This window comes from Microbacterium sp. I2 (assembly GCF_051364985.1).
Classification (GTDB): Bacteria; Actinomycetota; Actinomycetes; order Actinomycetales; family Microbacteriaceae; genus Microbacterium.
Genome location: NZ_JBLWIH010000010.1, coordinates 144,885 through 164,046, shown reverse-complemented (window position 1 = coordinate 164,046; position 19,162 = coordinate 144,885). Strand labels below are relative to the sequence as shown.

Annotated in this window: 16 protein-coding genes and 1 tRNA gene; 7 read left to right on the top strand and 10 right to left on the bottom strand. The window is 69.0% G+C overall.

Features of this window, described 5'->3' with window-relative positions; all coding sequences use genetic code 11:
* Positions 1-9: 9 nt before the first annotated feature.
* Entirely contained in the window at positions 10-948 is a 939-nt protein-coding gene (pfkB, locus tag ACLKM7_RS09930; RefSeq protein WP_436447225.1) for a 1-phosphofructokinase, read from the bottom strand.
* On the bottom strand, positions 945-1,724 hold the full coding sequence (locus ACLKM7_RS09925) for a DeoR/GlpR family DNA-binding transcription regulator (protein ID WP_436447033.1): 780 nt from the start codon (positions 1,722-1,724) through the stop codon (positions 945-947). Before ACLKM7_RS09925 ends, pfkB begins: the two co-directional genes overlap by 4 nt.
* Before the next feature lie 74 nt (positions 1,725-1,798).
* Here ACLKM7_RS09925 and ACLKM7_RS09920 point away from each other — a divergent pair, with 74 nt between their 5' ends.
* From ACLKM7_RS09920 to ACLKM7_RS09895, 6 genes are all read left to right on the top strand, one after another.
* Positions 1,799-2,725 (top strand): aminoglycoside phosphotransferase family protein, encoded by a 927-nt coding sequence (locus ACLKM7_RS09920; RefSeq protein WP_436447032.1) that lies wholly within the window; start codon positions 1,799-1,801, stop codon positions 2,723-2,725.
* 301 nt (positions 2,726-3,026) lie between these two features.
* Positions 3,027-4,163 (top strand): M24 family metallopeptidase, encoded by a 1,137-nt coding sequence (locus ACLKM7_RS09915; RefSeq protein ID WP_436447031.1) that lies wholly within the window; start codon positions 3,027-3,029, stop codon positions 4,161-4,163.
* A gap of 284 nt (positions 4,164-4,447) precedes the next feature.
* Entirely contained in the window at positions 4,448-5,938 is a 1,491-nt protein-coding gene (locus ACLKM7_RS09910) for an APC family permease (RefSeq protein WP_436447030.1), read from the top strand.
* Entirely contained in the window at positions 5,935-6,372 is a 438-nt protein-coding gene (locus tag ACLKM7_RS09905; protein WP_436447029.1) for a hypothetical protein, read from the top strand. Before ACLKM7_RS09910 ends, ACLKM7_RS09905 begins: the two co-directional genes overlap by 4 nt.
* On the top strand, positions 6,369-7,724 hold the full coding sequence (locus tag ACLKM7_RS09900; RefSeq protein WP_436447028.1) for a dipeptidase: 1,356 nt from the start codon (positions 6,369-6,371) through the stop codon (positions 7,722-7,724). The genes ACLKM7_RS09905 and ACLKM7_RS09900 overlap by 4 nt, the downstream gene beginning before the upstream one ends.
* Positions 7,725-7,765: 41 nt before the next feature.
* On the top strand, positions 7,766-9,055 hold the full coding sequence (locus ACLKM7_RS09895; protein ID WP_436447027.1) for an APC family permease: 1,290 nt from the start codon (positions 7,766-7,768) through the stop codon (positions 9,053-9,055).
* A gap of 342 nt (positions 9,056-9,397) precedes the next feature.
* On the opposite strand, the gene ACLKM7_RS09890 is transcribed toward ACLKM7_RS09895, so the two are convergent.
* From ACLKM7_RS09890 to ACLKM7_RS09880, 3 genes are all read right to left on the bottom strand, one after another.
* Positions 9,398-9,469: transfer RNA gene (locus ACLKM7_RS09890), tRNA-Gln, on the bottom strand.
* Positions 9,470-9,538: 69 nt separating this feature from the next.
* Positions 9,539-11,068, bottom strand: coding sequence for a glutamate--tRNA ligase (gltX, locus tag ACLKM7_RS09885; protein ID WP_436447026.1), 1,530 nt, complete (start codon positions 11,066-11,068; stop codon positions 9,539-9,541).
* A gap of 11 nt (positions 11,069-11,079) precedes the next feature.
* Complete coding sequence (locus tag ACLKM7_RS09880; protein WP_436447025.1) at positions 11,080-12,063, bottom strand: LysR family transcriptional regulator; 984 nt, start codon at positions 12,061-12,063, stop codon at positions 11,080-11,082.
* An 82-nt stretch (positions 12,064-12,145) separates the two neighbouring features.
* Between ACLKM7_RS09880 and ACLKM7_RS09875 the strand changes: the two genes are divergently transcribed.
* Positions 12,146-13,210, top strand: coding sequence for an aminotransferase class V-fold PLP-dependent enzyme (locus ACLKM7_RS09875; protein WP_436447024.1), 1,065 nt, complete (start codon positions 12,146-12,148; stop codon positions 13,208-13,210).
* A 26-nt stretch (positions 13,211-13,236) separates the two neighbouring features.
* Here ACLKM7_RS09875 and ACLKM7_RS09870 read toward each other — a convergent pair whose 3' ends face one another.
* The 5 genes from ACLKM7_RS09870 to ACLKM7_RS09850 all read right to left on the bottom strand — a co-directional run bounded on the left by ACLKM7_RS09870 (position 13,237) and on the right by ACLKM7_RS09850 (position 19,121).
* Positions 13,237-14,532, bottom strand: coding sequence for an MFS transporter (locus ACLKM7_RS09870; protein ID WP_436447023.1), 1,296 nt, complete (start codon positions 14,530-14,532; stop codon positions 13,237-13,239).
* An 8-nt stretch (positions 14,533-14,540) separates the two neighbouring features.
* Positions 14,541-15,308, bottom strand: a complete 768-nt coding sequence (locus ACLKM7_RS09865) for a fumarylacetoacetate hydrolase family protein (protein WP_436447022.1) — start codon at positions 15,306-15,308, stop codon at positions 14,541-14,543.
* A gap of 9 nt (positions 15,309-15,317) precedes the next feature.
* On the bottom strand, positions 15,318-16,424 hold the full coding sequence (locus tag ACLKM7_RS09860) for a branched-chain amino acid aminotransferase (RefSeq protein ID WP_436447021.1): 1,107 nt from the start codon (positions 16,422-16,424) through the stop codon (positions 15,318-15,320).
* Between the two features lie 65 nt (positions 16,425-16,489).
* On the bottom strand, positions 16,490-17,572 hold the full coding sequence (locus tag ACLKM7_RS09855; RefSeq protein WP_436447020.1) for a 3-isopropylmalate dehydrogenase: 1,083 nt from the start codon (positions 17,570-17,572) through the stop codon (positions 16,490-16,492).
* A gap of 7 nt (positions 17,573-17,579) precedes the next feature.
* Complete coding sequence (locus ACLKM7_RS09850) at positions 17,580-19,121, bottom strand: MFS transporter (RefSeq protein WP_436447019.1); 1,542 nt, start codon at positions 19,119-19,121, stop codon at positions 17,580-17,582.
* Between the last annotated feature and the right edge of the window lie 41 nt (positions 19,122-19,162).

Here is a 19,162-nt window from a genome sequence, read left to right as displayed (position 1 = left end):
GGGTGAAGTTCAGGCCAGGCGCGTGACGTGCACGTCGCCGAGCGGCAAGTCGGCCGGCGTCGGCGCCTGCGTACCGGGAAGGGATGCCGCGGCCGCGCCGTAGCGGATGGCCTGGCGCAGTCGCTGCGCCGGATCGGCGCCGGCCCGGTGCGCCAGGATGTAGCCGGCGAGCGAGCTGTCGCCGGCGCCGACCGTGCTGACGACGTTGATCGGCGGCGGCGACGCCGTCCAGGCACCGCCGGGTTCGACCAGCAGAGCGCCGCGAGATCCCAGGGTGATGAGCGCGGCTTCGACACGGCTCGGCACGATGCCGCGTGCGAGGTCCAGGATCGCCGACGCGTCAGCGTGGTCGAGGCCCGCCCCGACCAGACCCGCCAGCTCGTCGTCGTTCGGCTTGATCAGATCGGGTGCGCCCTCGGCGACCGCCGCCGCAAGGGCGGGGCCGGCGGCATCGACGGCGATGAGCGGTGCGTCAAGGTGAGCGCGACGCACCGCGTGGATCACCCTCACGTAGAGATCGTCCGGGGCTCCCGGCGGAAGGGAGCCCGCGAGCACCAGCCAGCGAGCCTTCGCCGTACGCGCGACGACCGCGTCGATGATGGCGGCCACCTCGTCGGCCGACAGGCTCGCACCGGGCAGGTTGAGCTTGGTCGTGACGCCTGCCGGGTCGGTGATCGCGAGGTTGGCACGCACATGGCCCCGCACCGGCACGCGCTCGGTCTCGAGGGCACCGGAGTCCAGCGCCGCGGCGAACGGGTCGTCGTGCGCGAGAGGCAGCACGGCGATGCACTGCTCGCCGGCCGCGGCGACAGCGCGAGCCACGTTGATGCCCTTGCCTCCGGCATCCTCCCGTGCCGATGTCGCCGCCTGCACGTCTCCGGGCACGAGCGGCGCGGGCACCGTCACCGTACGGTCCAGTGACGGGTTGGCGGTGAGCGTCACGATCATGCCAGCCACACCTCCACCTCGGCATCGGCCAACGCTTCCGCCAGGTCACCGTCGGGCGCGGTGTCGGTGACGAGGACGTCGATGTCGCGCAGCGACGCGAAGCCCACCAGCAGCTCGGCTCCGAACTTGTCGGCATCGGCGACGACGACGACCCGTCGCGCAGACCTCACGATGGCCCGCTTGACGGCCGCTTCGTCAGGATCGGGCGTGCTCAGGCCGAAGCTCGCCGAGACGCCGTTCGTGCCGATGTAGGCGACGTCGGGGCGCAGCGATTCGATCGCGCGCACGGTGTCGGCTCCCACGGCGGCAGCCGTGAGTCCGCGCACCCTGCCGCCGATCAGGGACAGTGCGGTTCCGGGCACCGCCGACAGGGTGTGTCCGAGCGAGAGCGCGTGCGTGACGACCTCGATGCGCGCACCCGGCAGTCGCGGGATGAGAGCCGAGGCCACGGCCGCGGTGGTCGTACCGGCATCGAGGAAGACCGAGCCGCTGAAGTCGGCACGGAGGGCCTCGAGGGCGCGGCGTCCGATGGCCGCCTTGGCGCTGCCGTGGTGGTGCTCGCGCTCGGCAAGAGAGGGCTCGCGCGTGCTCGCCCGTTCTCGGCCGACCGCTCCGCCATGGACGCGGCGCAATGCGCCCAAGGACTCGAGATGGTCCAGATCACGACGGATGGTCTCAGTGGTGACGTCGAAGCGCTCGGCGAGCTCGACGACGCCGACCCGGCCCTCTGCGGCCAGAAGGAGCTCGATCTGCTCGTGGCGCTCCGTCGCGTACATGCTGTGGACCCTTCGTTGGATTCCCACACATTACAACAAATTCCAACATAAACACAAGCGAGTATCTTCGTACAGTGCCCGACAAGCCCACCGCCGAGATCACGATCGACACCGAACTCATCCGCACACTCCTCGAGACGCAGGCGCGGGAGGCGGTACCGGATGCCGCGACCCTCGCGCTCGAGAAGGTCGCCGAAGGATGGGACAGCGAGGTCTGGCGGCTGGGGCACGCGCTGGCCGTGCGGCTCCCCCGTCGCGCACTGGCCGCCCCGCTCGTACGGAACGAGCAGCTCGTACTGCCGGACATCGCCCGACGCCTGCGCCCACTCGGCGTCGACGTACCGGAGCCGGTGGTCGCCGGCACGCCCGGGTCGGACTTCCCGTGGGCGTGGTCGATCGTCCCGTGGATCGAGGGTGCGCGCGGCCTCGATGTGGCGCGCGCCGAGCGCAGCGCGTGGGCGGAGCCGCTCGCCGCCGCACTTCACGCCCTGCACGTCGAGGCGCCGGACGGTTTTCCGGTCAATCCGGTCCGTGGCCGCCCGCTGGCCACTCGTGACACCGCGGTCACGCAGCGGATCGACGTCCTCACCGCTGCCGGAACACTCGATGCCGCCTCCGCCGACGCGCTGCGCGCGATCTGGAAAGCCGGGCTCACGGCGCCCGAATGGGGCCGGGAGCCGGTGTGGATCCACGGCGACCTGCATCCGGGCAACATCGTGTCGCACGACGGCACGCTCACCGGGATCATCGACTTCGGCGACGTCACCGCAGGGGATCCCGCCTACGACCTCGCCGTCGCGTGGCTCGCGTTCGATGCCGCGGGCCGCGCCCGGTTCATCGCGGCGACCGGCTCCGGCTACGATGAGGCCACCTGGCGCCGCTCGCACGCGTGGGCTGCCGCCGTCGCGCTCACGCTGCTGACCCACAGCGATGACAACCCCGACTACTTCCAGCTGGGTCGGGTTGCCGCCGCCGAGGTGCTCCCTCAGGCGCCGAGCTGAGACGCCCGGTCGCCGACGCCCGGACCTGGCCGGCACCGAGTGGGCGCAAAGCAAAGCTCCCAGTGTGACCGGGGATTTTCGTCTTGCTGGGGTACCTCGACTCGAACCAAGAACAACGGTTGTTCATGGGGGCTCGACTCCCCCACCCATCAGGAAGGCGCGCGAGCAACGCATGCGTACCGACCACCCGGAGCTCTGCGGACTCATCCTCGTTCTGACCCACCCCACCACCAACCGCGGGCGGAGTAGATTCTGGGTCATCGTCGTTCCGGAACGGGGCGACTCGCGGCGAGGGGGCCCGATGACCGATCAAGCGATACCGGCTGAACCTGCTCCGTTCACCGTCGACGACTTCGCCGCAAGGCTGCACCGATCGGCGCAGGCTGCGGAAGCGGCGGGGCTGACCGGACTCTTGGTCACCCCCGGGCCCGACCTGATCTACCTCACCGGGTACGCGCCGGTCGCGATCACCGAACGCATCACCCTGCTCGTCGTGCCGGTCGACGGCCAGCCGACGATGATCGTCCCGAGGCTCGAGCGACCCGACGCGGAGGCGACACCCGGCGCCCCCGCCTTCGGGCTCGTGGATTGGACGGACGGCAACGATCCCTACGAGGCCTCGGCGGGACTGATCGGGCCGGGGCGCTATGCTCTGTCGGACTCGGCCTGGGCGATGCACCTGCTGGCGCTCCAGGGCCGGCTGCCTGACACGTCGTACGTGTCGATGACCACCGCGCTTCCGATGCTGCGGGCGATCAAGGACGAGGACGAGCTCGAGCGGCTCGCCGCGGCTGCCGCGGCCGCCGATGCGGCGTACGGGGAGATCCTCGGCGTCCGCTTCACCGGTCGCAGCGAGACCGACATCGGCACCGAGCTGGCGGCACTTCTGCGTCGGTTCGGTCATTCGCAGGTCGACTTCACCGTCGTCGGTTCCGGCCCGAACGGGGCCAGCCCGCACCACGAGATGGGTGACCGGATCATCGAGCGCGGCGACATGGTGGTGCTCGATTTCGGGGGCCTCAAGCATGGCTACGGGTCGGACACGACTCGCACGGTACACGTCGGCGAGCCGTCCGACGAGGAGCGCGAGGTGCACGAGGTCGTTTGCCGAGCTCAGCAGGCGGGGTTCGAGGCGGTCCGACCCGGCGTCGAGTGTCAGGAGGTCGACCGGGCGGCGCGAGCGGTGATCACCGAGGCCGGCTATGGGGATTACTTCATCCACCGAGTCGGCCATGGGATCGGGCTGACCACGCACGAACCGCCGTACATGGTCGAAGGCGAACGACAGGCGATGCAGCCCGGCATGTGCTTCTCGATCGAACCGGGCGTCTACCTCCCGGAGCGGTTCGGCGTGCGCATCGAGGACATCGTCACGGTCACGTCCGTGGGCGGGCGACGGCTCAATCGGACGCCCCACGAGATGGTGATCGTCGAGTAGCGGCGGCTCGATCCCCAAAGCACACCGAGCGCCGCCGAGAGAAGCGCGTATGCGCCGATCCTCTGCGCACGCGAGAACGGCAAGGGAACCAATCCGCCGCTGCCCCAGCCGCCGAGAGGCCGTCGAACCCGGCGCAATTTTGTCACCCGGTCCGGGTGATGCTCGTGCAAAGAATAGGTCCTTGACTGAGCGCCTGGGGCGTTCGATACCTGGATCGTTCGAAGGAAAGCAGCGATGGACATCGCAATGATCATTCAGCAGTCGCCTCGAGAAGTGAGAAGGTCATGAGCGCCGGAGGTTCCGCCTCCGATGCGCTTGCCGCACCGTCACGCCCTAAGCTGCCGAAGGCAGTCTTCATCTCGTGGATCGCGTTGGCGCTGATGACGACGAGTTCGGTGGCGAGCCTGCGAGCAGCCCCGACGATGGCCGTCTACGGTCTCGCTTCGGTATTCCTGTACGTGGTTCCCGCGGTCGTCTTCCTGCTTCCTACCTCCTTGGTATCCGCCGAGCTCGCCTCCGGCTGGAAGGGCGGTGTCTACAAGTGGGTGGCGGCGGGGATCTCCAAGCCGATGGGCTTCCTCGCCGTCTGGTGCCAGTTCGCGATGACGATCTTCTACTACCCCACGTTGCTCGGCTTCGTTGCGGCCACGCTCGCTTACGTCTTCAATCCCGCGTTGGCCAGTAACGGAGTCTGGACCGCGCTGGTGATCATGGTCTGCTACTGGTCGGGCGTGTTCATCTCCGCACGCGGCACCAAGGGCGTGGCCGGGCTCGCCAGTGGCGGGCTGATCATCGGCACCTTGATCCCAGGAGCGATCCTGATCATTCTCGGCGCGGTCTTCTTGGGTCAGGGCAATCCGTCGGCTGCTCCGATGACCGCGGCGAACCTGCTCCCGCAGTGGGCGGGACTTGCCAGCCTCGTGCTGATCGTGAACAACTTCCTGTCCTACAGCGGGATGGAGATGAACGCGGTGCACGTGTCGTCGATGCGCAACCCAGCAAAGGAGTTCCCCAAGGCGATGTTCCTCGCCATGGGCCTCGTGCTGCTCATCTTCATCCTGCCGGCGCTCGCGATCAGCTGGATCGTCCCGGCAGATGAGCTCTCGCTCACCGCGGGTGTCATGCAGGCGTTCGATCTGGTCTTCGCGAACTTCGGTTGGCAGTGGCTCACCCCGATCATCGGCATCATGCTGGTCGCAGCATCTCTGGGTGGCATGCTCACCTGGCTGGCCGGGCCTTCGAGAGGTCTGCTCCTGATCTCGCGCGAAGAAGGATACCTGCCGCCGTTCCTGCAGAAGATGAACAAGAAGGGTGTGCAGCAGAACCTGCTCGTGACGCAGGGGCTTGTGACCACAGTGATCGCACTCGGGTATGCACTCATCCCGGACGTCTCGAGCGCCTACTGGATCTTCTCGGTGATCACGACGCAGGTGTACCTGATCATGTACCTGCTGATGTTCGTCGCCGCCGTGCGACTGCGAAAAAGTCAGCCCGACCACCCGCGCGGCTTCCGCTCGCCGATTCTGCGCAGCCTCTGCGGCGTCGGTTTCGCTGCCTCGCTCGCGGCACTGCTGGTCGGGTTCATCCCGCCGTCGCAGTTCGGCGGACAGAACCCCATCGTCTACTTCTTCATCGTCGCGGGCGGCGCGCTCGGACTCGGAATTCTCGTGCCGTTCCTGTTCTACAGGTTCCGCAAGCCGTCGTGGAAGCAACCCGCCCTTGCCGAGACCGAAGAGCCGGACGCTCCGGCCGCATCGGAGGTGACCGAATCATGACCGAGTCAACGCCACAGAGCGGCCGCGAGCGTGGGGTGATCTACACGGTGGTCATCATCATCCTTATCGGTCTCGCTGTTGTCGCTCTCTTGATGTTCAGGACCGACCGGCAGAACGCCGCAGCCGACGAGAAGGCCACGCAATTGGTCCAGGCCCTAGAGACGGCCGGGATGCTGGCTCCCACGACCGATCAGATCGCCAGAGTGTACGGGGATGACGGGGGAACGGCCTGCGCCGACCCGAACGGCGCCCTCACCCGGGCACTCGTTCTGGGTGAACTCTCCAACGGAGCCACGGGCCCCGGCCGGCGGCCCGTGATCGTCGAGGATCGCATCTTGAAGAGCCAGCTGCTCGTCATCGGCGTTTACTGCCCCGACGAGCTGCCGAACTACCAAGAGTTCATCGACGGCCTCGACACAGTCAATAGGTCATGAGTGTGGACCTGCGTTCCCAAGTCCACACCCTGATGGGGGCGGTGCGCTCCGAGCTGGGGGAGCTCGTCGCGTTCAGGTCAGTGGCTGACCCGCGTCAGTTCCCCGTCGAGGGATCCACGCAAACGGCCCACTGGGTGCGCGACAAGTTCCTCGAGTTGGGATTCGACGACGTCCGACTCGATCGCACGCCCGACGGCAGTGACGCCGTCGTAGGCTCACGGGCATGCGCGAACCCCGACGCGCCGACGGTGCTGCTGTACGCGCACTACGACGTGCAACCGCCCCTCGACGATGCCGCCTGGCGCACGCCGCCGTTCGAGCTTCATGAGGTGGACGGCCGGTGGTACGGCCGCGGCACCGCCGACTGCAAGGGCAACATTCTCATGCACCTGCTGGCGCTGAGGGCACTCGGCGACGATACTCCGGTGAATCTCAGGCTCGTGGTCGAAGGGTCCGAGGAAGCCGGCACGGGTGGTCTGGAGGCATTCGTGGCCGCCAACCCCGATCTGTTCCGCGCCGACGCGATCCTGGTGTGCGACACGGGCAACGCGGCTGTGGGACGGCCCGCCGTGACGGTCAGCCTTCGAGGCATGGTCAACGTCGTCGTTTCCGTCGAGGCACTGGCCTCGGAAGTGCACTCCGGCATGTTCGGCGGGCCGGCCCCCGACGCGCTCGGCGCGCTCATCGCGATGCTCGCCACCCTGCACGATGCGGAGGGGAACACGGTCATCACCGGGCTCGACGGCTCTGGGAACTGGACGGGAGAGCCCTATCCCCCGGAGCAGTTCCGAAGCGACGCCGGCCTCCTGGAGGGCGTTCAGCTCGTGGGCGACGGGAGCGTTTCCGACATGCTGTGGGCACGCCCTGCCATCACCGTGCTCGGCATCGACTGCCCGCCGGTGCTCGGCTCGAGCGCCGCGCTGGTCCCGCGGACCGCCGCCCGACTCAATCTGCGGCTCCCTCCCGGGATGGACCCGGTCGTCGCCCGCGACGCCCTCGTCGCCCATCTCCGCGTGGCAGCGCCATGGGGCGTGCACGTGGATGTCGAGACCGAGGCGATGGGGGCCCCCTTCCGCGCGGAGACCAGCGGACCCGCGTATCGGACCATGGCCAGTGCGATGGACGAGGCGTTCGGCGTACCCATGACAACGTTGGGGCAGGGCGGATCGATCCCGCTCTGCAACGTCTTCGCTGACACCTACCCCGGAGCCGAGATCATCCTCATGGGTGTCGAGGAACCACTGACTGCCATCCATGCGCCGAACGAGAGCGTCGACCCGCAGGAGATCGAACTCTGCGCGCTGGCTGAGGCGATCTTCCTCAAGAACTACTCCGCAGTGGTGGCAGGGTGACCATTCCTTCGCCGTCGTCCGACGGCGCTCCGAAGAAGCAGATGACAGTTCTTCAGGCATCGTTCATCGGTGTCGGAGCGATGGTCGGCGCCGGCATTTTCGCGTTGCTCGGTGCCGCCGGCGCGGTGGCGGGATCGGCGGTGTGGCTGTCGTTCCTGATCGCGGGGATGATCGCCGCATTGCAGGGTTATTCGTTCGCGAAGCTCGGCGCGACGTATCCGTCGTCTGGCGGAATGCTGACTTACCTGGCGAAGGGCTTCGGAGAGGGCCACATCACCGGCATCGTCTCGTGGCTCTTCTATATGACAGGGGCGATCGTCGCGGCGATGGTGGCGACTTCCTTCGGCGGCTATGCCAGCGCGGTCGTGACGGGCGACGACCCCATATGGGCGGTCGCGTTCGCGGTCTTGCTGGTGCTGGTGATGACGACCTTGAACATCGTCGGATCAACTGCGGTTGCTCGAGTGCAGTCTCTGATCGTCAAGGTGGTCCTCGGCATCCTCAGCCTGTTCGCGATCGTCACGATAGCCAACTGGGACCCGGCGCTCCTCGATCCCGCGGGATATCCGGGGGTGCGCGAGATCATCTCGAGCGTGGCCCTGACTTTCTTCGCGTTTCTCGGCTTCGGTGTGATCACGTTCACGGCAAGTGACCTCCCGCGGCCATCTCGTCAGCTGCCGAGGGCGATGTACCTCGCCCTCGGAATTGCGACCGCTGTCTACGTCGCCGTGTCACTCGGAGTCTTCGGCACACTGACCGCGGAGCAGGTCGTCGAGTACGGTGCCACCGCCCTCGCCGAAGCCGCGAAGCCGACCCTCGGCCAAGCGGGATACGTGCTCATGGTCATCACGGCCCTGTTCTCCACTGCCGGCGCGGTGAACGCGAGCCTCTACCCGTCGACTGGCATGACCCGCCACCTCGCCGCGGTCGGACAGTTCCCGACCGCATTCGGACGCCACATCGGTCGACGGGCGCCGGTCGGGCTCGTCGTCATGGCCCTGCTGACGATCTTCATGATCATCGCCCTCGACCTGAACAGCATCGCGTCGCTGGGAAGCGCGGTCGCTCTGCTCATCTTCTCGGCGGTGACCGCTTCGCACTTCAAGACCTACCGGGAGACGGGCGCCAGCCTGATCGTGCTGATCGTCGCACTCATCGCCACACTGGGAACATTCGTGGTCTTCACGATGACGACCCTGGTGAACGAACCCAAGACTGCGGTCGCCCTCGTCGTCATCCTCGTCGCGGCCTTCCTGCTGGACTTCGTCTGGAAGAGGGCCCGTACACGGCGGGGCCCTAGCGCCGCAACCGACCCCGCTGACGTTCCGTAGCCTAAGCCGCCTGATACGGCAGGCTGGCCACTGCTTCGGAGAAAGCACCCCATGGCCACCGACATTTCAACGACTGGACGCTCGCTCTTGCAGGAACCCTGATCCTGGCTCTGAGCGCTTGGGAGGCGTGTTCTGGCGTCCGCCTATTACCTGATGGCCCGGTCCGCGCACGTCGCGGCCAGGACGCGAAGACTCCGCGCATTTCTGCGCAGCGACATCTGGTCTCGTTGCGGCCTCCGGGCCGTTCAGGCAAAGCGGAGAGCACTCGCCGACGCCCGGATCTGGCCGGCACCGAGTGGGCGCAAAGCAAAACCCCCGGTGTGACCGGGGGTTTTCGTCTTGCTGGGGTACCTGGACTCGAACCAAGAACAACGGTACCAGAAACCGCCGTGTTGCCAATTACACCATACCCCAAGGCTGTCAGCCGAAGCCGTGCCGAGGAGCAAGTCTACGCGACCGCGGCACGTGTTCCAAACCGAGCAGTCAGCCGCGCGCGTCGACGAGCGCACTCAGGCGACGGATCGTCTCGGGCTTTCCGAGCAGCTCCATCGACTCGAACAGCGGCGGCGAGACTCGTCGACCACTGAGTGCGACGCGCAGCGGCCCGTACGCGACGCGCGGCTTGAGTCCGAGCCCACCGTCCTCAACGGCAGACACGAGCGCCGAGGCGAGGGCCTCCTGCACCGCAGCCGTCGTGAACTCGGACTCCGGAACGAGTTCCAGCGCGGAGACGGAGGCGACGAGCACCTCGCCGGCGTTCGCGGGCAGGGATGCCAGAGCGTCGTCCTGGTACGTCACCGTGTCGGTGAACAGGAACCCGAGCAGCCCTGGCGCGTCGCCGAGCAGCTGCATGCGCTCCTGGACCAGGGGCGCCGCCGCGGCCAGCGTGGCCAGCTGCGCAGGGGTCGGCGGGTCGGACACGACGTTCGCGGCCGCGAGGTAGGGCACCAGTCGGGCTGCGAAGTCCTCGGGCCGAAGCATCCGGATGTGGTCGCCGTTGATCGACTCGGCCTTCTTCTGGTCGAAGCGGGCGGGGTTGGGGTTGACGTCGGCGATGTCGAACGCCGCCACGAGCTCATCGAGCGAGAACACGTCGCGGTCGGGGCCGATCGACCAGCCGAGGAGGGCGAGGTAGTTCAGCAGGCCCTCGTGGATGAAGCCCTTCTCGCGCTGCAGGAAGAGATCCGCCTTGGGGTCGCGCTTGGAGAGCTTCTTGTTGCCCTCCTCCCCCAGCACGAGCGGCATGTGCGCGAAGCGCGGGATGAAGGTCGTCACGCCGGCGTCCACGAGAGCGCTGTAGAGCGCGAGCTGCCGCGCGGTCGAGGGCATGAGGTCTTCACCGCGGATGACGTGGGTGATGCCCATGAGGGCATCGTCGACGGGGTTCACGAAGGGGTACAGCGGCACACCGCCGGCCCGCACGAGCACGAAGTCGGGGAACGAGCCGGCCGGGAAGGTGACCTCGCCGCGGATCAGGTCCACATAGGTGAGATCCTCGTCGGGCACGCGCAGGCGCCACGCGGGCTCGCGACCCTCGGCGCGGAACGCCGCCTTCTGCTCCTCGGTGAGGTCGCGGTCGTAGTTGTCGTAGCCGAGCTGCTTCGCACGGCCGTTGGCCTCGTTGCGCGCATCGATCTCTTCGGCGGTCGAGTAGCTCTCGTACACCGCGCCGGCCTCGACGAGCTTCGCCAGCACATCGCGGTAGACGTCGTGCCGCTCCGACTGCCGGTACGGAGCGTGAGGGCCGCCGACCTCGACACCTTCGTCCCAGTCGATCTTGAGCCAGCGCAGCGCTTCGAGCAGCTGCAGGTAGCTCTCCTCGCTGTCCCGCGCCGCGTCGGTGTCTTCGATGCGGAAGATCAGCTTGCCGCCTTGGTGGCGCGCGTACGCCCAGTTGAAGAGCACGGTGCGGATGAGTCCGACGTGCGGCAGGCCGGTCGGCGACGGGCAGAACCGCACGCGCACATCGGCGCCGGTCGCGGTGGTGGTGCGGGGATCAGGCGAAGAAGGCATCGCCAGCCAGTCTAGTTGCGGGATGCTGTGCGCTCCGGGCCGCGCAGACCGTCAGCGCCGACCAGCCGTGACAGTGCCGAGAGCGTCGCACGCACCGCGGGCACGCGGTCGGCGCCGCGCGCCGTCACCGCGTGGATCGTGCGCTGCTCGCCCGCCGGCAGCGGTACGACAGACACCCCGGGCAGCTGGGGGAAGGATTCCACCGCCATTCGCGGAAGCGTCGCCACACCGATGCCCTGGGCGACCAGTCCCTCGACGGCGACGAAGTTGTCGGTCTCGAAAGCGATCCGCGGGGCGAATCCCGCCCTTCCGCACAGCTCGAGCAGGTGGCCACGACAGCGGGGACACCCCGCGATCCAGTCTTCGGCTGCGAGCATCGCCACGTCGACCACCTCGCTGCCGGCGGCGGCGTGCGAGGCGGGCAGCACGGCGAGAAGGTCGTCCGTGCCCAGGGCGCGCACGGCCAGACCGCGCGCGCTCGAGCCGTGCGGATCCTCTCGGTCGCCCGGATAGCTGAAGGTGAGAGCGATGTCGGCGCGGTCTTCTCTGACCGCCTGGACCGCCTCCGGCGGCTCGGCCTCGACGTATGTCAACGAGATCCCCGGATGCTTCCGCGCGAGGTCGGCGAGGAGCCTCGGCACGACCGTCGGAGACGCCGACGGGAACGCCATGAGACGCACGCGCGCGACACGCAGGCCCCGCAGCTCGGCGAGCTCACCCGCCGCTGCGTCCAGGGCCGTCGTGACCGCGGTCGCGTGCCGGGCCAGGACGCGTCCGGCCTCGGTCAGACGCACCCCACGTCCCACTCGCTCCAGGAGCGCGACGCCGAGACGCGCCTCCAGACGACGCAGCATCTGACTGACCGCGGGCTGACTGAAGCCGAGCTGCGCGGCTGCCCCCGTGATCGAACCGCTGTCGGCTACGGCCTTCACGACGCGCAGCTCCCGGGCGTCGAAGCCGGGGTCCGAGTCCTCACGGGCGGGGATGTCGCTCATCCGCAAATCATAAGCTTCTGTCATATGAGTCATGCGATACCGGTCGTAGACACGAGGTGTCGACCGGGCGCAGGCTGAAACCATGCCACGCGCCACCTCGCCTTCGATGTCGCAGGCACGCGCCGCCTTCGCCGGCGGTGCCGGCTACCTGGCCGCCTGCACGGTGGGGCTCCCCAGCCGCGCGACTGTCGCGGCGGTCAGCGCCGACCTCGAGTCGGCTGCGGCCGGGCGACCCGACATCGCCGCGTACTCCGCCGCCGTGGAGCGATCCCGGACGCTCTTCGCGTCGCTGGTCGGCATCGCGGTCGCCCGGGTGGCGATCGGCTCGCAGGTCTCGGCGTCGGCGGCACTCGTCGCGGCGGGACTTCCCGACGGCGCAGAGGTGGTCGTGCCGGACGGCGAGTTCTCATCGATCGTGCTGCCGTTCGTGCACGCCGGACGCAGAATCCGAGTCCGCACCGCGCCGCTCCATGCTCTTGCCGAAGCGGTCGACGCGAACACGAGCCTGGTGGCGTTCTCGGCCGTACAGTCCGCGACCGGCGAAGTGGCCGACGCCGACGCGATCGCGGCAGCCGCCGCGGAGCACGGGGCAATGACCCTGTGCGACGCGACCCAGGCCGTCGGGTGGCTGCCGGTCGAGGCATCCCGTTTCGACGCGGTCATCTGCCACGCCTACAAGTGGCTGTGCGCGCCGCGCGGCGTGTCGTTCCTGACCGTCTCGGATCGGCTCGCCGCCGTGATGCCGCCGCGTCTGGCCGGCTGGTACGCCGGGGACGATCCGTGGGCGTCGTGCTACGGCGGCGACAGCCGGCTCGCCCGCGACGCGCGTCGGTTCGACGTCTCGCCGGCGTGGCAGGCGTTCGTCGGGGCGGCCCCCGCCCTCGAGCTCTTCGCCTCACTCGACCCGGCCACGCTGTACGCGCACACTACCGGACTGGCTGCGGCCTTCGGCAGTCGCATGGGGATGCCGCAACCCGAGCGGGCCTCGGCCATCGTGACGTGGAGCGACCCCGGCGGCGACGACCTCGCTCGGCTCACCGACGCGGGGATCGTGGCATCCGGCCGAGCCGGCCGCGCGCGCATCGCGTTCCACGTGTTCAACGACGAGTCCGACGTCGAGCGGGCGATCGCCGCCCTCGGGCGCTGACCTCGCGGAGCGGTAATCCGGACCGGTCAGCCCGCAGGCGCCGCGCGGGCAGCGACGCGCAGCCCCAGGGGCGACAGCAGCAGACTCGACACGACGAGGACCCCGACGACCAGCGCGAGCCCGCCGTACCCGATCCAGCCCAGCACGAGGCCGGCGAGAATGGCGCCGCCTGCGCCGACGATGCTCATGGCGAAGTCGCTGAATCCCTGCCGGCGGGTGCGGCGTTCTTCGGAAGATGCTTCGGTCAGCAGCGTCGAGCCCGCGACCGTCGACGCGCTCCAGCCGAGACCCAGCAGGATGAGCGCGACCGTCACGGCGACGGTCGACTCCGCCCCGAACGACGCGGTGAGGAGGGCTGCGGCCAGCAATGCCTGACCCACGAGGATCGTCGGTACTCGACCGACGCGGTCGGCCAGGATGCCGAACACCGGCGACAACGCGTACATCCCCGCGATGTGCAGGCTCAGCGTGAGACCGATGATGGCCAGAGATGCGCCGTGGTGCAGAAGGTGCACCGGCGTCATCGCCATGACCGACACCATCGTGCCGTGCGCGGCGGCGATCGCGAAGATGGCGTAGCGCGCGGCGACCGGACTGTCGGGCTTGACGAACGCGGTGGCCGTCTTGGGCGCCGCCGCCACGACGCGCTGCGCCAGGAGCAGCGGATCGGGCCGGAGGGTCGTGAGATACACCGCGATCGCGATCAGCTGGGCGACCACGGTGAACAGGTACGGCCCGGTCAGCGGCGGCATGCCCACCGCATCGCCGATGAGCTCGCCCGGGCCGGTGAGGTTCGGGCCCAGCACCGCTCCGATGGTCGTCGCCCACACCACGATCGACAGGTCACGTCCACGCGTCGTGTCGGTCGCCAGGTCCGCGGCGGCGAAACGCGACTGCAGGTTGGCAGCCTGTCCCGCGCCGACGAGGAGGAACGAGCCCAGCAGCAGCGGGAACGAGCCGGCCGCCACCGCCACCACGACGAGCACGACGCCCACGAGGGCGATCGCCATGCCGACGGTCAGCGAAAGGCGGCGCCCGCGTGAGCGCGCGAGGCGCGCCAGCGGAACCGCCGTGACCGCGGTGCCCAGGGTGACGGCCGCGGCTGCAAGCCCCGAGAACGCCTCGTCGCCCGACAGTTCGGCAGCCAGCACAGCACCGAGCGAGAGAGTGGCCCCGAAGGCCAGCCCGCCGAGCACCTGACCGAGCGAGAGCGTCCATACGGTCCGCCGCTGGACGCGCGCGACTTCGGCGGGGCTGACGGTGTGATCGGTGGCTTCGGCGCCCGCGGCGTCGGTGGCGGCATCCGGACTGATCCCGCTCATCGGCGGCCTCAGGCGTTCCGGGCGGTGTTGCGCAGGATGCCGAGACCGCTGATCTCGACTTCCACCACGTCACCGGCCACGATCTGGCCGACGCCCGCGGGGGTGCCGGTGAGGATGACGTCCCCGGGAAGGAGCGTGAAGGCGGCCGAGGCGTAGGCGATGACGTCGGCGAGGGAGAAGATCATGTCAGTGATCGGCCCCTGCTGGCGCACCTCGCCGTTCAGCCGCGTCGTCAGCACGGCGCTGCCGTTCGGGTCGAAGTCGGTCTCGATCGCGGGGCCGAGCGGACACGATGTGTCGAACCCCTTCGCCCGGGCCCACTGCCCGTCGGACTTCTGCCAGTCGCGCGCGGTGACGTCGTTGGCGATCGTGTAGCCGAACACGTAGTCGAGTGCGTTCTCGGCAGCGACATTCTTGGCGATCCTGCCGATGACGGCGGCAAGCTCACCCTCGAAGCTGACGAACTCCGAGCCACGAGGCAGCGCGATGGCATCCCCCGGCCCGATGACGGACGTGTTCGGCTTGAAGAACAGCATCGGCGCCTCAGGGACGTCGTTGCCGAGCTCCGCCGCATGATCGCGGTAGTTGCGGCCCACGCACACGACCTTCGAGCGCGGGATCACCGGTGCGAGCAGCGCGACGTCCGCGAGCGGGACCCGCTCCCCCGTCGTCTCGTATCCGGCGAACATCGGGTCGCCGGCGAGAACGACCAGCTCACCCTCGTCGACGATCCCGAACCTGATGGCGTCGTTGTGACTGAAGCGCGCGATCCTCACCCGTCGACCTTATCCGTCAAGGCGGACAAGCCAGCCGTGCTTGTCTTCACGACGGCCGTACTGGATGTCGGTGAGCTCCTCGCGCAGCGAGAGCGCGAGATCGCCGGTCGGCTGCTCGTCGATGAAGTCCTTGCCCTTGAGCAGGCCGATGGGCGTGACGACGGCGGCGGTTCCGCACGCGAAGACCTCGACGATGTCGCCGGATGCCACACCCTGGCGCCACTCGTCGAACGAGACCGCGCGCCCCTCGACCTTGTGCCCGCGATCGGCGGCCAGCTGCAGGATCGAATCGCGCGTGATGCCCTCGAGGATCGAGTCGGACTGCGGGGTCACGAGTGTGCCGTCCTTGTAGACGAACACGACGTTCATGCCGCCGAGCTCCTCGACGTTGCGGTCCTGGTCGAGGAAGACGACCTGGTCGCATTCGTTCTCGTACGCCTCGGACTGCGGCAGCAGGCTCGCGGCGTAGTTGCCGCCGGTCTTCGCTGCGCCCGTGCCGCCTTTGCCCGCGCGTGCGTAATCCTCGCTGAGCCAGATCGACACCGGCTGCACGCCGCCCTTGAAGTACGCGCCCGCGGGAGAGGCGATGACGTAATACCCCACCTTGTGCGCGGGCCGCACGCCGAGGAACGCCTCTTTGGCGAACATGAACGGGCGCAGGTACAGGCTCTGGTCGGCGCCCGCCGGCACCCATGCCCCGTCGACGGCGATGAGCTCGCGCAGAGACTGGATGAAGTACGCCACCGGCAGCTCGGGCAGCGCGAGCCGCCGTGCCGACCGCTGCATGCGCCGGCCGTTCTGGTCGGGCCGGAAGGTGTGGATCGACCCGTCCGCGTGCCGGTAGGCCTTGATGCCCTCGAAGATCTCCTGGCCGTAGTGCAGGACCGCCGCGGCGGGATCCAGCGACAGCGGCCCGTAGGGCTGCACGCGCGGACGATGCCAGCCGCCGCCGACCGACCAGCAGATGTCGACCATGTGGTCGGTGAAGCTCGTGCCGAAGCCGGGATTGGCGAGGATCTCGTCGCGCTGCGCCGGCGTCTTCGCCTGAAGGTTGCGGTTGACGGTGAACTCGAGCGGAGCGAGTCCGGTGTCGGGATCGGAGTCGATGAGGGTCATGACGTACCTGTGCTTTCGTGCGGATGTCCCGCGGCTCGGTGCGGCGCTTGCCTGTGGCTTCCAGGTTACGCCCGGAGGCGTGCGACGATGGCGTCGCCGATCTGCGCCGTGGTGCGAGGTGTGCCGCCCCGGCTCGCGAGATCGTCCTCGACGGCGGTGGTGACGCGCCGTGCTTCGCCCGAGAGCCCGAGGTGATCGAGCAGCAGGGCGACGGAGAGGATCGCAGCCGTGGGGTCGGCCTTCTGCTGACCCGCGATGTCGGGCGCCGAACCGTGCACGGGCTCGAACATCGAGGGGAACGCGCCGTCGGGGTTGATGTTGCCCGAAGCGGCGAGGCCGATGCCACCGGTGACGGCGCCTGCCAGGTCCGTGAGGATGTCCCCGAAGAGGTTGTCGGTGACGATCACGTCGAATCGGCCCGGGTTCGTGACCAGATAGATGGTGGCCGCGTCGACGTGGACATAGTCTACGGCGACGTCGGGGTGCTCTCGCGCCACGTCGTCGACCAGTCGCTTCCAGATTCCGCCCGCGTGCACGAGGACATTCGTCTTGTGCACGAGGGTCACCCGCTTCGACCGGCGCTCAGCCAGGTCGAACGCGTAGCGCACCACCCGCTCGACGCCGAAGGCGGTGTTCACCGAGGTCTCGTTCGCGACCTCGTGCGGGGTTCCGGTCCGGATGGACCCGCCGTTGCCGACGTAGGGGCCCTCGGTGCCCTCGCGCACCACGACGAAGTCGATGTCACCGGGCTCGGCGAGCGGACCCGGGACGCCCGGGTACAGCTTCGACGGCCGCAGGTTGACGTAGTGGTCGAGTTCGAACCGCAGCTTCAGCAGCAGTCCGCGCTCGATGTTGGCGTCCCTCAGCCGCGGATCGCCGGGCACGCCGCCCACCGCGCCGAGCAGGATCGCGTCCTGCCCCTTGATGGCTTCGAGGTCGGCCTCGGTGAGCGTCTCGCCCGTCTCGAGGAACCGCGCGGCCCCCAGCGAGAACCGGGTCTTGTCGAAGCGGATGCCGCTGCCCGCGGTCACCGCATCCAGCACCTTCTCGGCCTCGGCGACCACCTCGGGTCCGATGCCGTCACCGGGGATGACGGCGAGCTTCACGGGCCTGGTTTCGTGCGGACGCGACGGTGCTGGGGACGACATGGGGCTCCTACGAGGTCGAGCGGGACCCTCCCAGGGTAGTGGCCGCGATGACGCCCGCCAGGACCACGAGCCCCGCGCCGATGAGGGCGGTGACGGTCACGCCGGCGTCGAACGCGTGTGCCGCGGCCTCCTGGAGCGCCAGGCCGGCGGCCCCGCCGATGTCGCCCGCGACCTGGACCGCACCGGCGAGCGTCTCGCGCGCCGCGTCGGCGGCGGCATCCGGAATCCCCTCCGGAATGACCAGCTCGGCACGGTACAGCGCGGTCAGGATGCCGCCCAGCACGGTCGTGCCCAGCACCGCGCCCAGTTCGTAGGCCGTCTCGGAGACCGCGCTGGCGGCGCCGGCCTTCGCGGGCGGCGCGCTGGCGAGGACGAGCTCGTTCGACACGGTCTCGGCGGCGCCGATGCCGATGCCGAGCGCCACGAAGGCGCCGACGAGCGCGCCCAGGCTGTCAGGGCCTGTGGCGAACGCCACCGCGAGGTAGCCCGCGAGCGAGAAGACCAGTGCCACCGGAACGACGATCCGGGCAGGCCACTTCTTGGCGATCGGCACGACTGCCAGCCCGGCGACGATCATCATCGCGAGTCCCGGCACCAGAGCGAGGCCCGCGTGCATCGGCGACAGGCCCACCACGAGCTGCAGGTGCTGTGCGACGAAGAACAGGAACCCGACCAGCGCGATGACGCTGAGCAGATTCACGAGCAGCGCGCCGCTGAAGGTGCCCTGGCGGAAGAGGCGCATGTCGAGCATCGGCGTCTTGGCTCGCAGCTGCCGGCGGACGAAGACGACGCCGAAGCCCAGGCCGGCGAGCACCGGCAGCCAGGCGGTGACGCCGAAGCCGTGCACCGCCAGCTCCTTGATCCCGTACACGACCGGGATCATGGTCGCCATCGACAGCGCGATGCTGATCGGATCGATGCGGCCGGGATGGGGATCGCGGCTCTCGGGCACGAGAAGGGGGGCGAGGATCAGGAGCGGGACGAGCACCGGCACCGCCATGAGGAACACCGACCCCCACGAGAAGTGCTCCAACAGCAGTCCCCCGACGATCGGGCCGAGCGCAGCGCCGGCCGAGAACATCGAGGCCCACACCGCGATGGCCAGTCGTCGCTGGTCGCGGTCGGTGAAGATGCTGCGCAGGAGCGACAGCGTCGACGGCATGAGCATCGCTCCGAACACGCCCATGGCCGCGCGCGCGGCGATGAGCCATGCCGCGGTCGGCGCGAAGGCCGCGAGTGCCGAGACCGCGGCGAAGCCGACGGCGCCGATCAGCAGCATCCGACGCCGTCCGAACCGGTCGCCGAGCGTGCCCATCGTCACCAGAAGACCCGCGAGCACGAGCGGGTAGGCGTCGATGATCCACAGCTGCTGCGTGCTGGTGGGCTCGAGATCGAGGGCGATCGACGGCAGCGCGAAGCTCAGCACGGTGTTGTCGACCGAGACGAGCAGCACCGGCAGCATGAGCACGACCAGCGCGGCCCAGCCGCGCCAGCCCACGCGACGGCCCTGCGCGTCGGCGAGGGAGAGTTCTTGAGTGAGAGTCATCATTTCTATACCGTCCAGCCGGTATAGTAACAGGATGCCGCGGC

Coding starts and splice junctions, on each gene's coding strand:
- pfkB (WP_436447225.1), bottom strand. CDS start 948: ATGATCGTGACGCTCACCGCCAACCCGTCACTGGACCGTACGGTGACG.
- ACLKM7_RS09925 (WP_436447033.1), bottom strand. CDS start 1,724: ATGTACGCGACGGAGCGCCACGAGCAGATCGAGCTCCTTCTGGCCGCA.
- ACLKM7_RS09915 (WP_436447031.1), top strand. CDS start 3,027: ATGACCGATCAAGCGATACCGGCTGAACCTGCTCCGTTCACCGTCGAC.
- ACLKM7_RS09910 (WP_436447030.1), top strand. CDS start 4,448: ATGAGCGCCGGAGGTTCCGCCTCCGATGCGCTTGCCGCACCGTCACGC.
- ACLKM7_RS09905 (WP_436447029.1), top strand. CDS start 5,935: ATGACCGAGTCAACGCCACAGAGCGGCCGCGAGCGTGGGGTGATCTAC.
- ACLKM7_RS09900 (WP_436447028.1), top strand. CDS start 6,369: ATGAGTGTGGACCTGCGTTCCCAAGTCCACACCCTGATGGGGGCGGTG.
- ACLKM7_RS09895 (WP_436447027.1), top strand. CDS start 7,766: ATGACAGTTCTTCAGGCATCGTTCATCGGTGTCGGAGCGATGGTCGGC.
- gltX (WP_436447026.1), bottom strand. CDS start 11,068: ATGCCTTCTTCGCCTGATCCCCGCACCACCACCGCGACCGGCGCCGAT.
- ACLKM7_RS09880 (WP_436447025.1), bottom strand. CDS start 12,063: ATGAGCGACATCCCCGCCCGTGAGGACTCGGACCCCGGCTTCGACGCC.
- ACLKM7_RS09875 (WP_436447024.1), top strand. CDS start 12,146: ATGCCACGCGCCACCTCGCCTTCGATGTCGCAGGCACGCGCCGCCTTC.
- ACLKM7_RS09870 (WP_436447023.1), bottom strand. CDS start 14,532: ATGAGCGGGATCAGTCCGGATGCCGCCACCGACGCCGCGGGCGCCGAA.
- ACLKM7_RS09860 (WP_436447021.1), bottom strand. CDS start 16,424: ATGACCCTCATCGACTCCGATCCCGACACCGGACTCGCTCCGCTCGAG.
- ACLKM7_RS09855 (WP_436447020.1), bottom strand. CDS start 17,572: ATGTCGTCCCCAGCACCGTCGCGTCCGCACGAAACCAGGCCCGTGAAG.
- ACLKM7_RS09850 (WP_436447019.1), bottom strand. CDS start 19,121: ATGATGACTCTCACTCAAGAACTCTCCCTCGCCGACGCGCAGGGCCGT.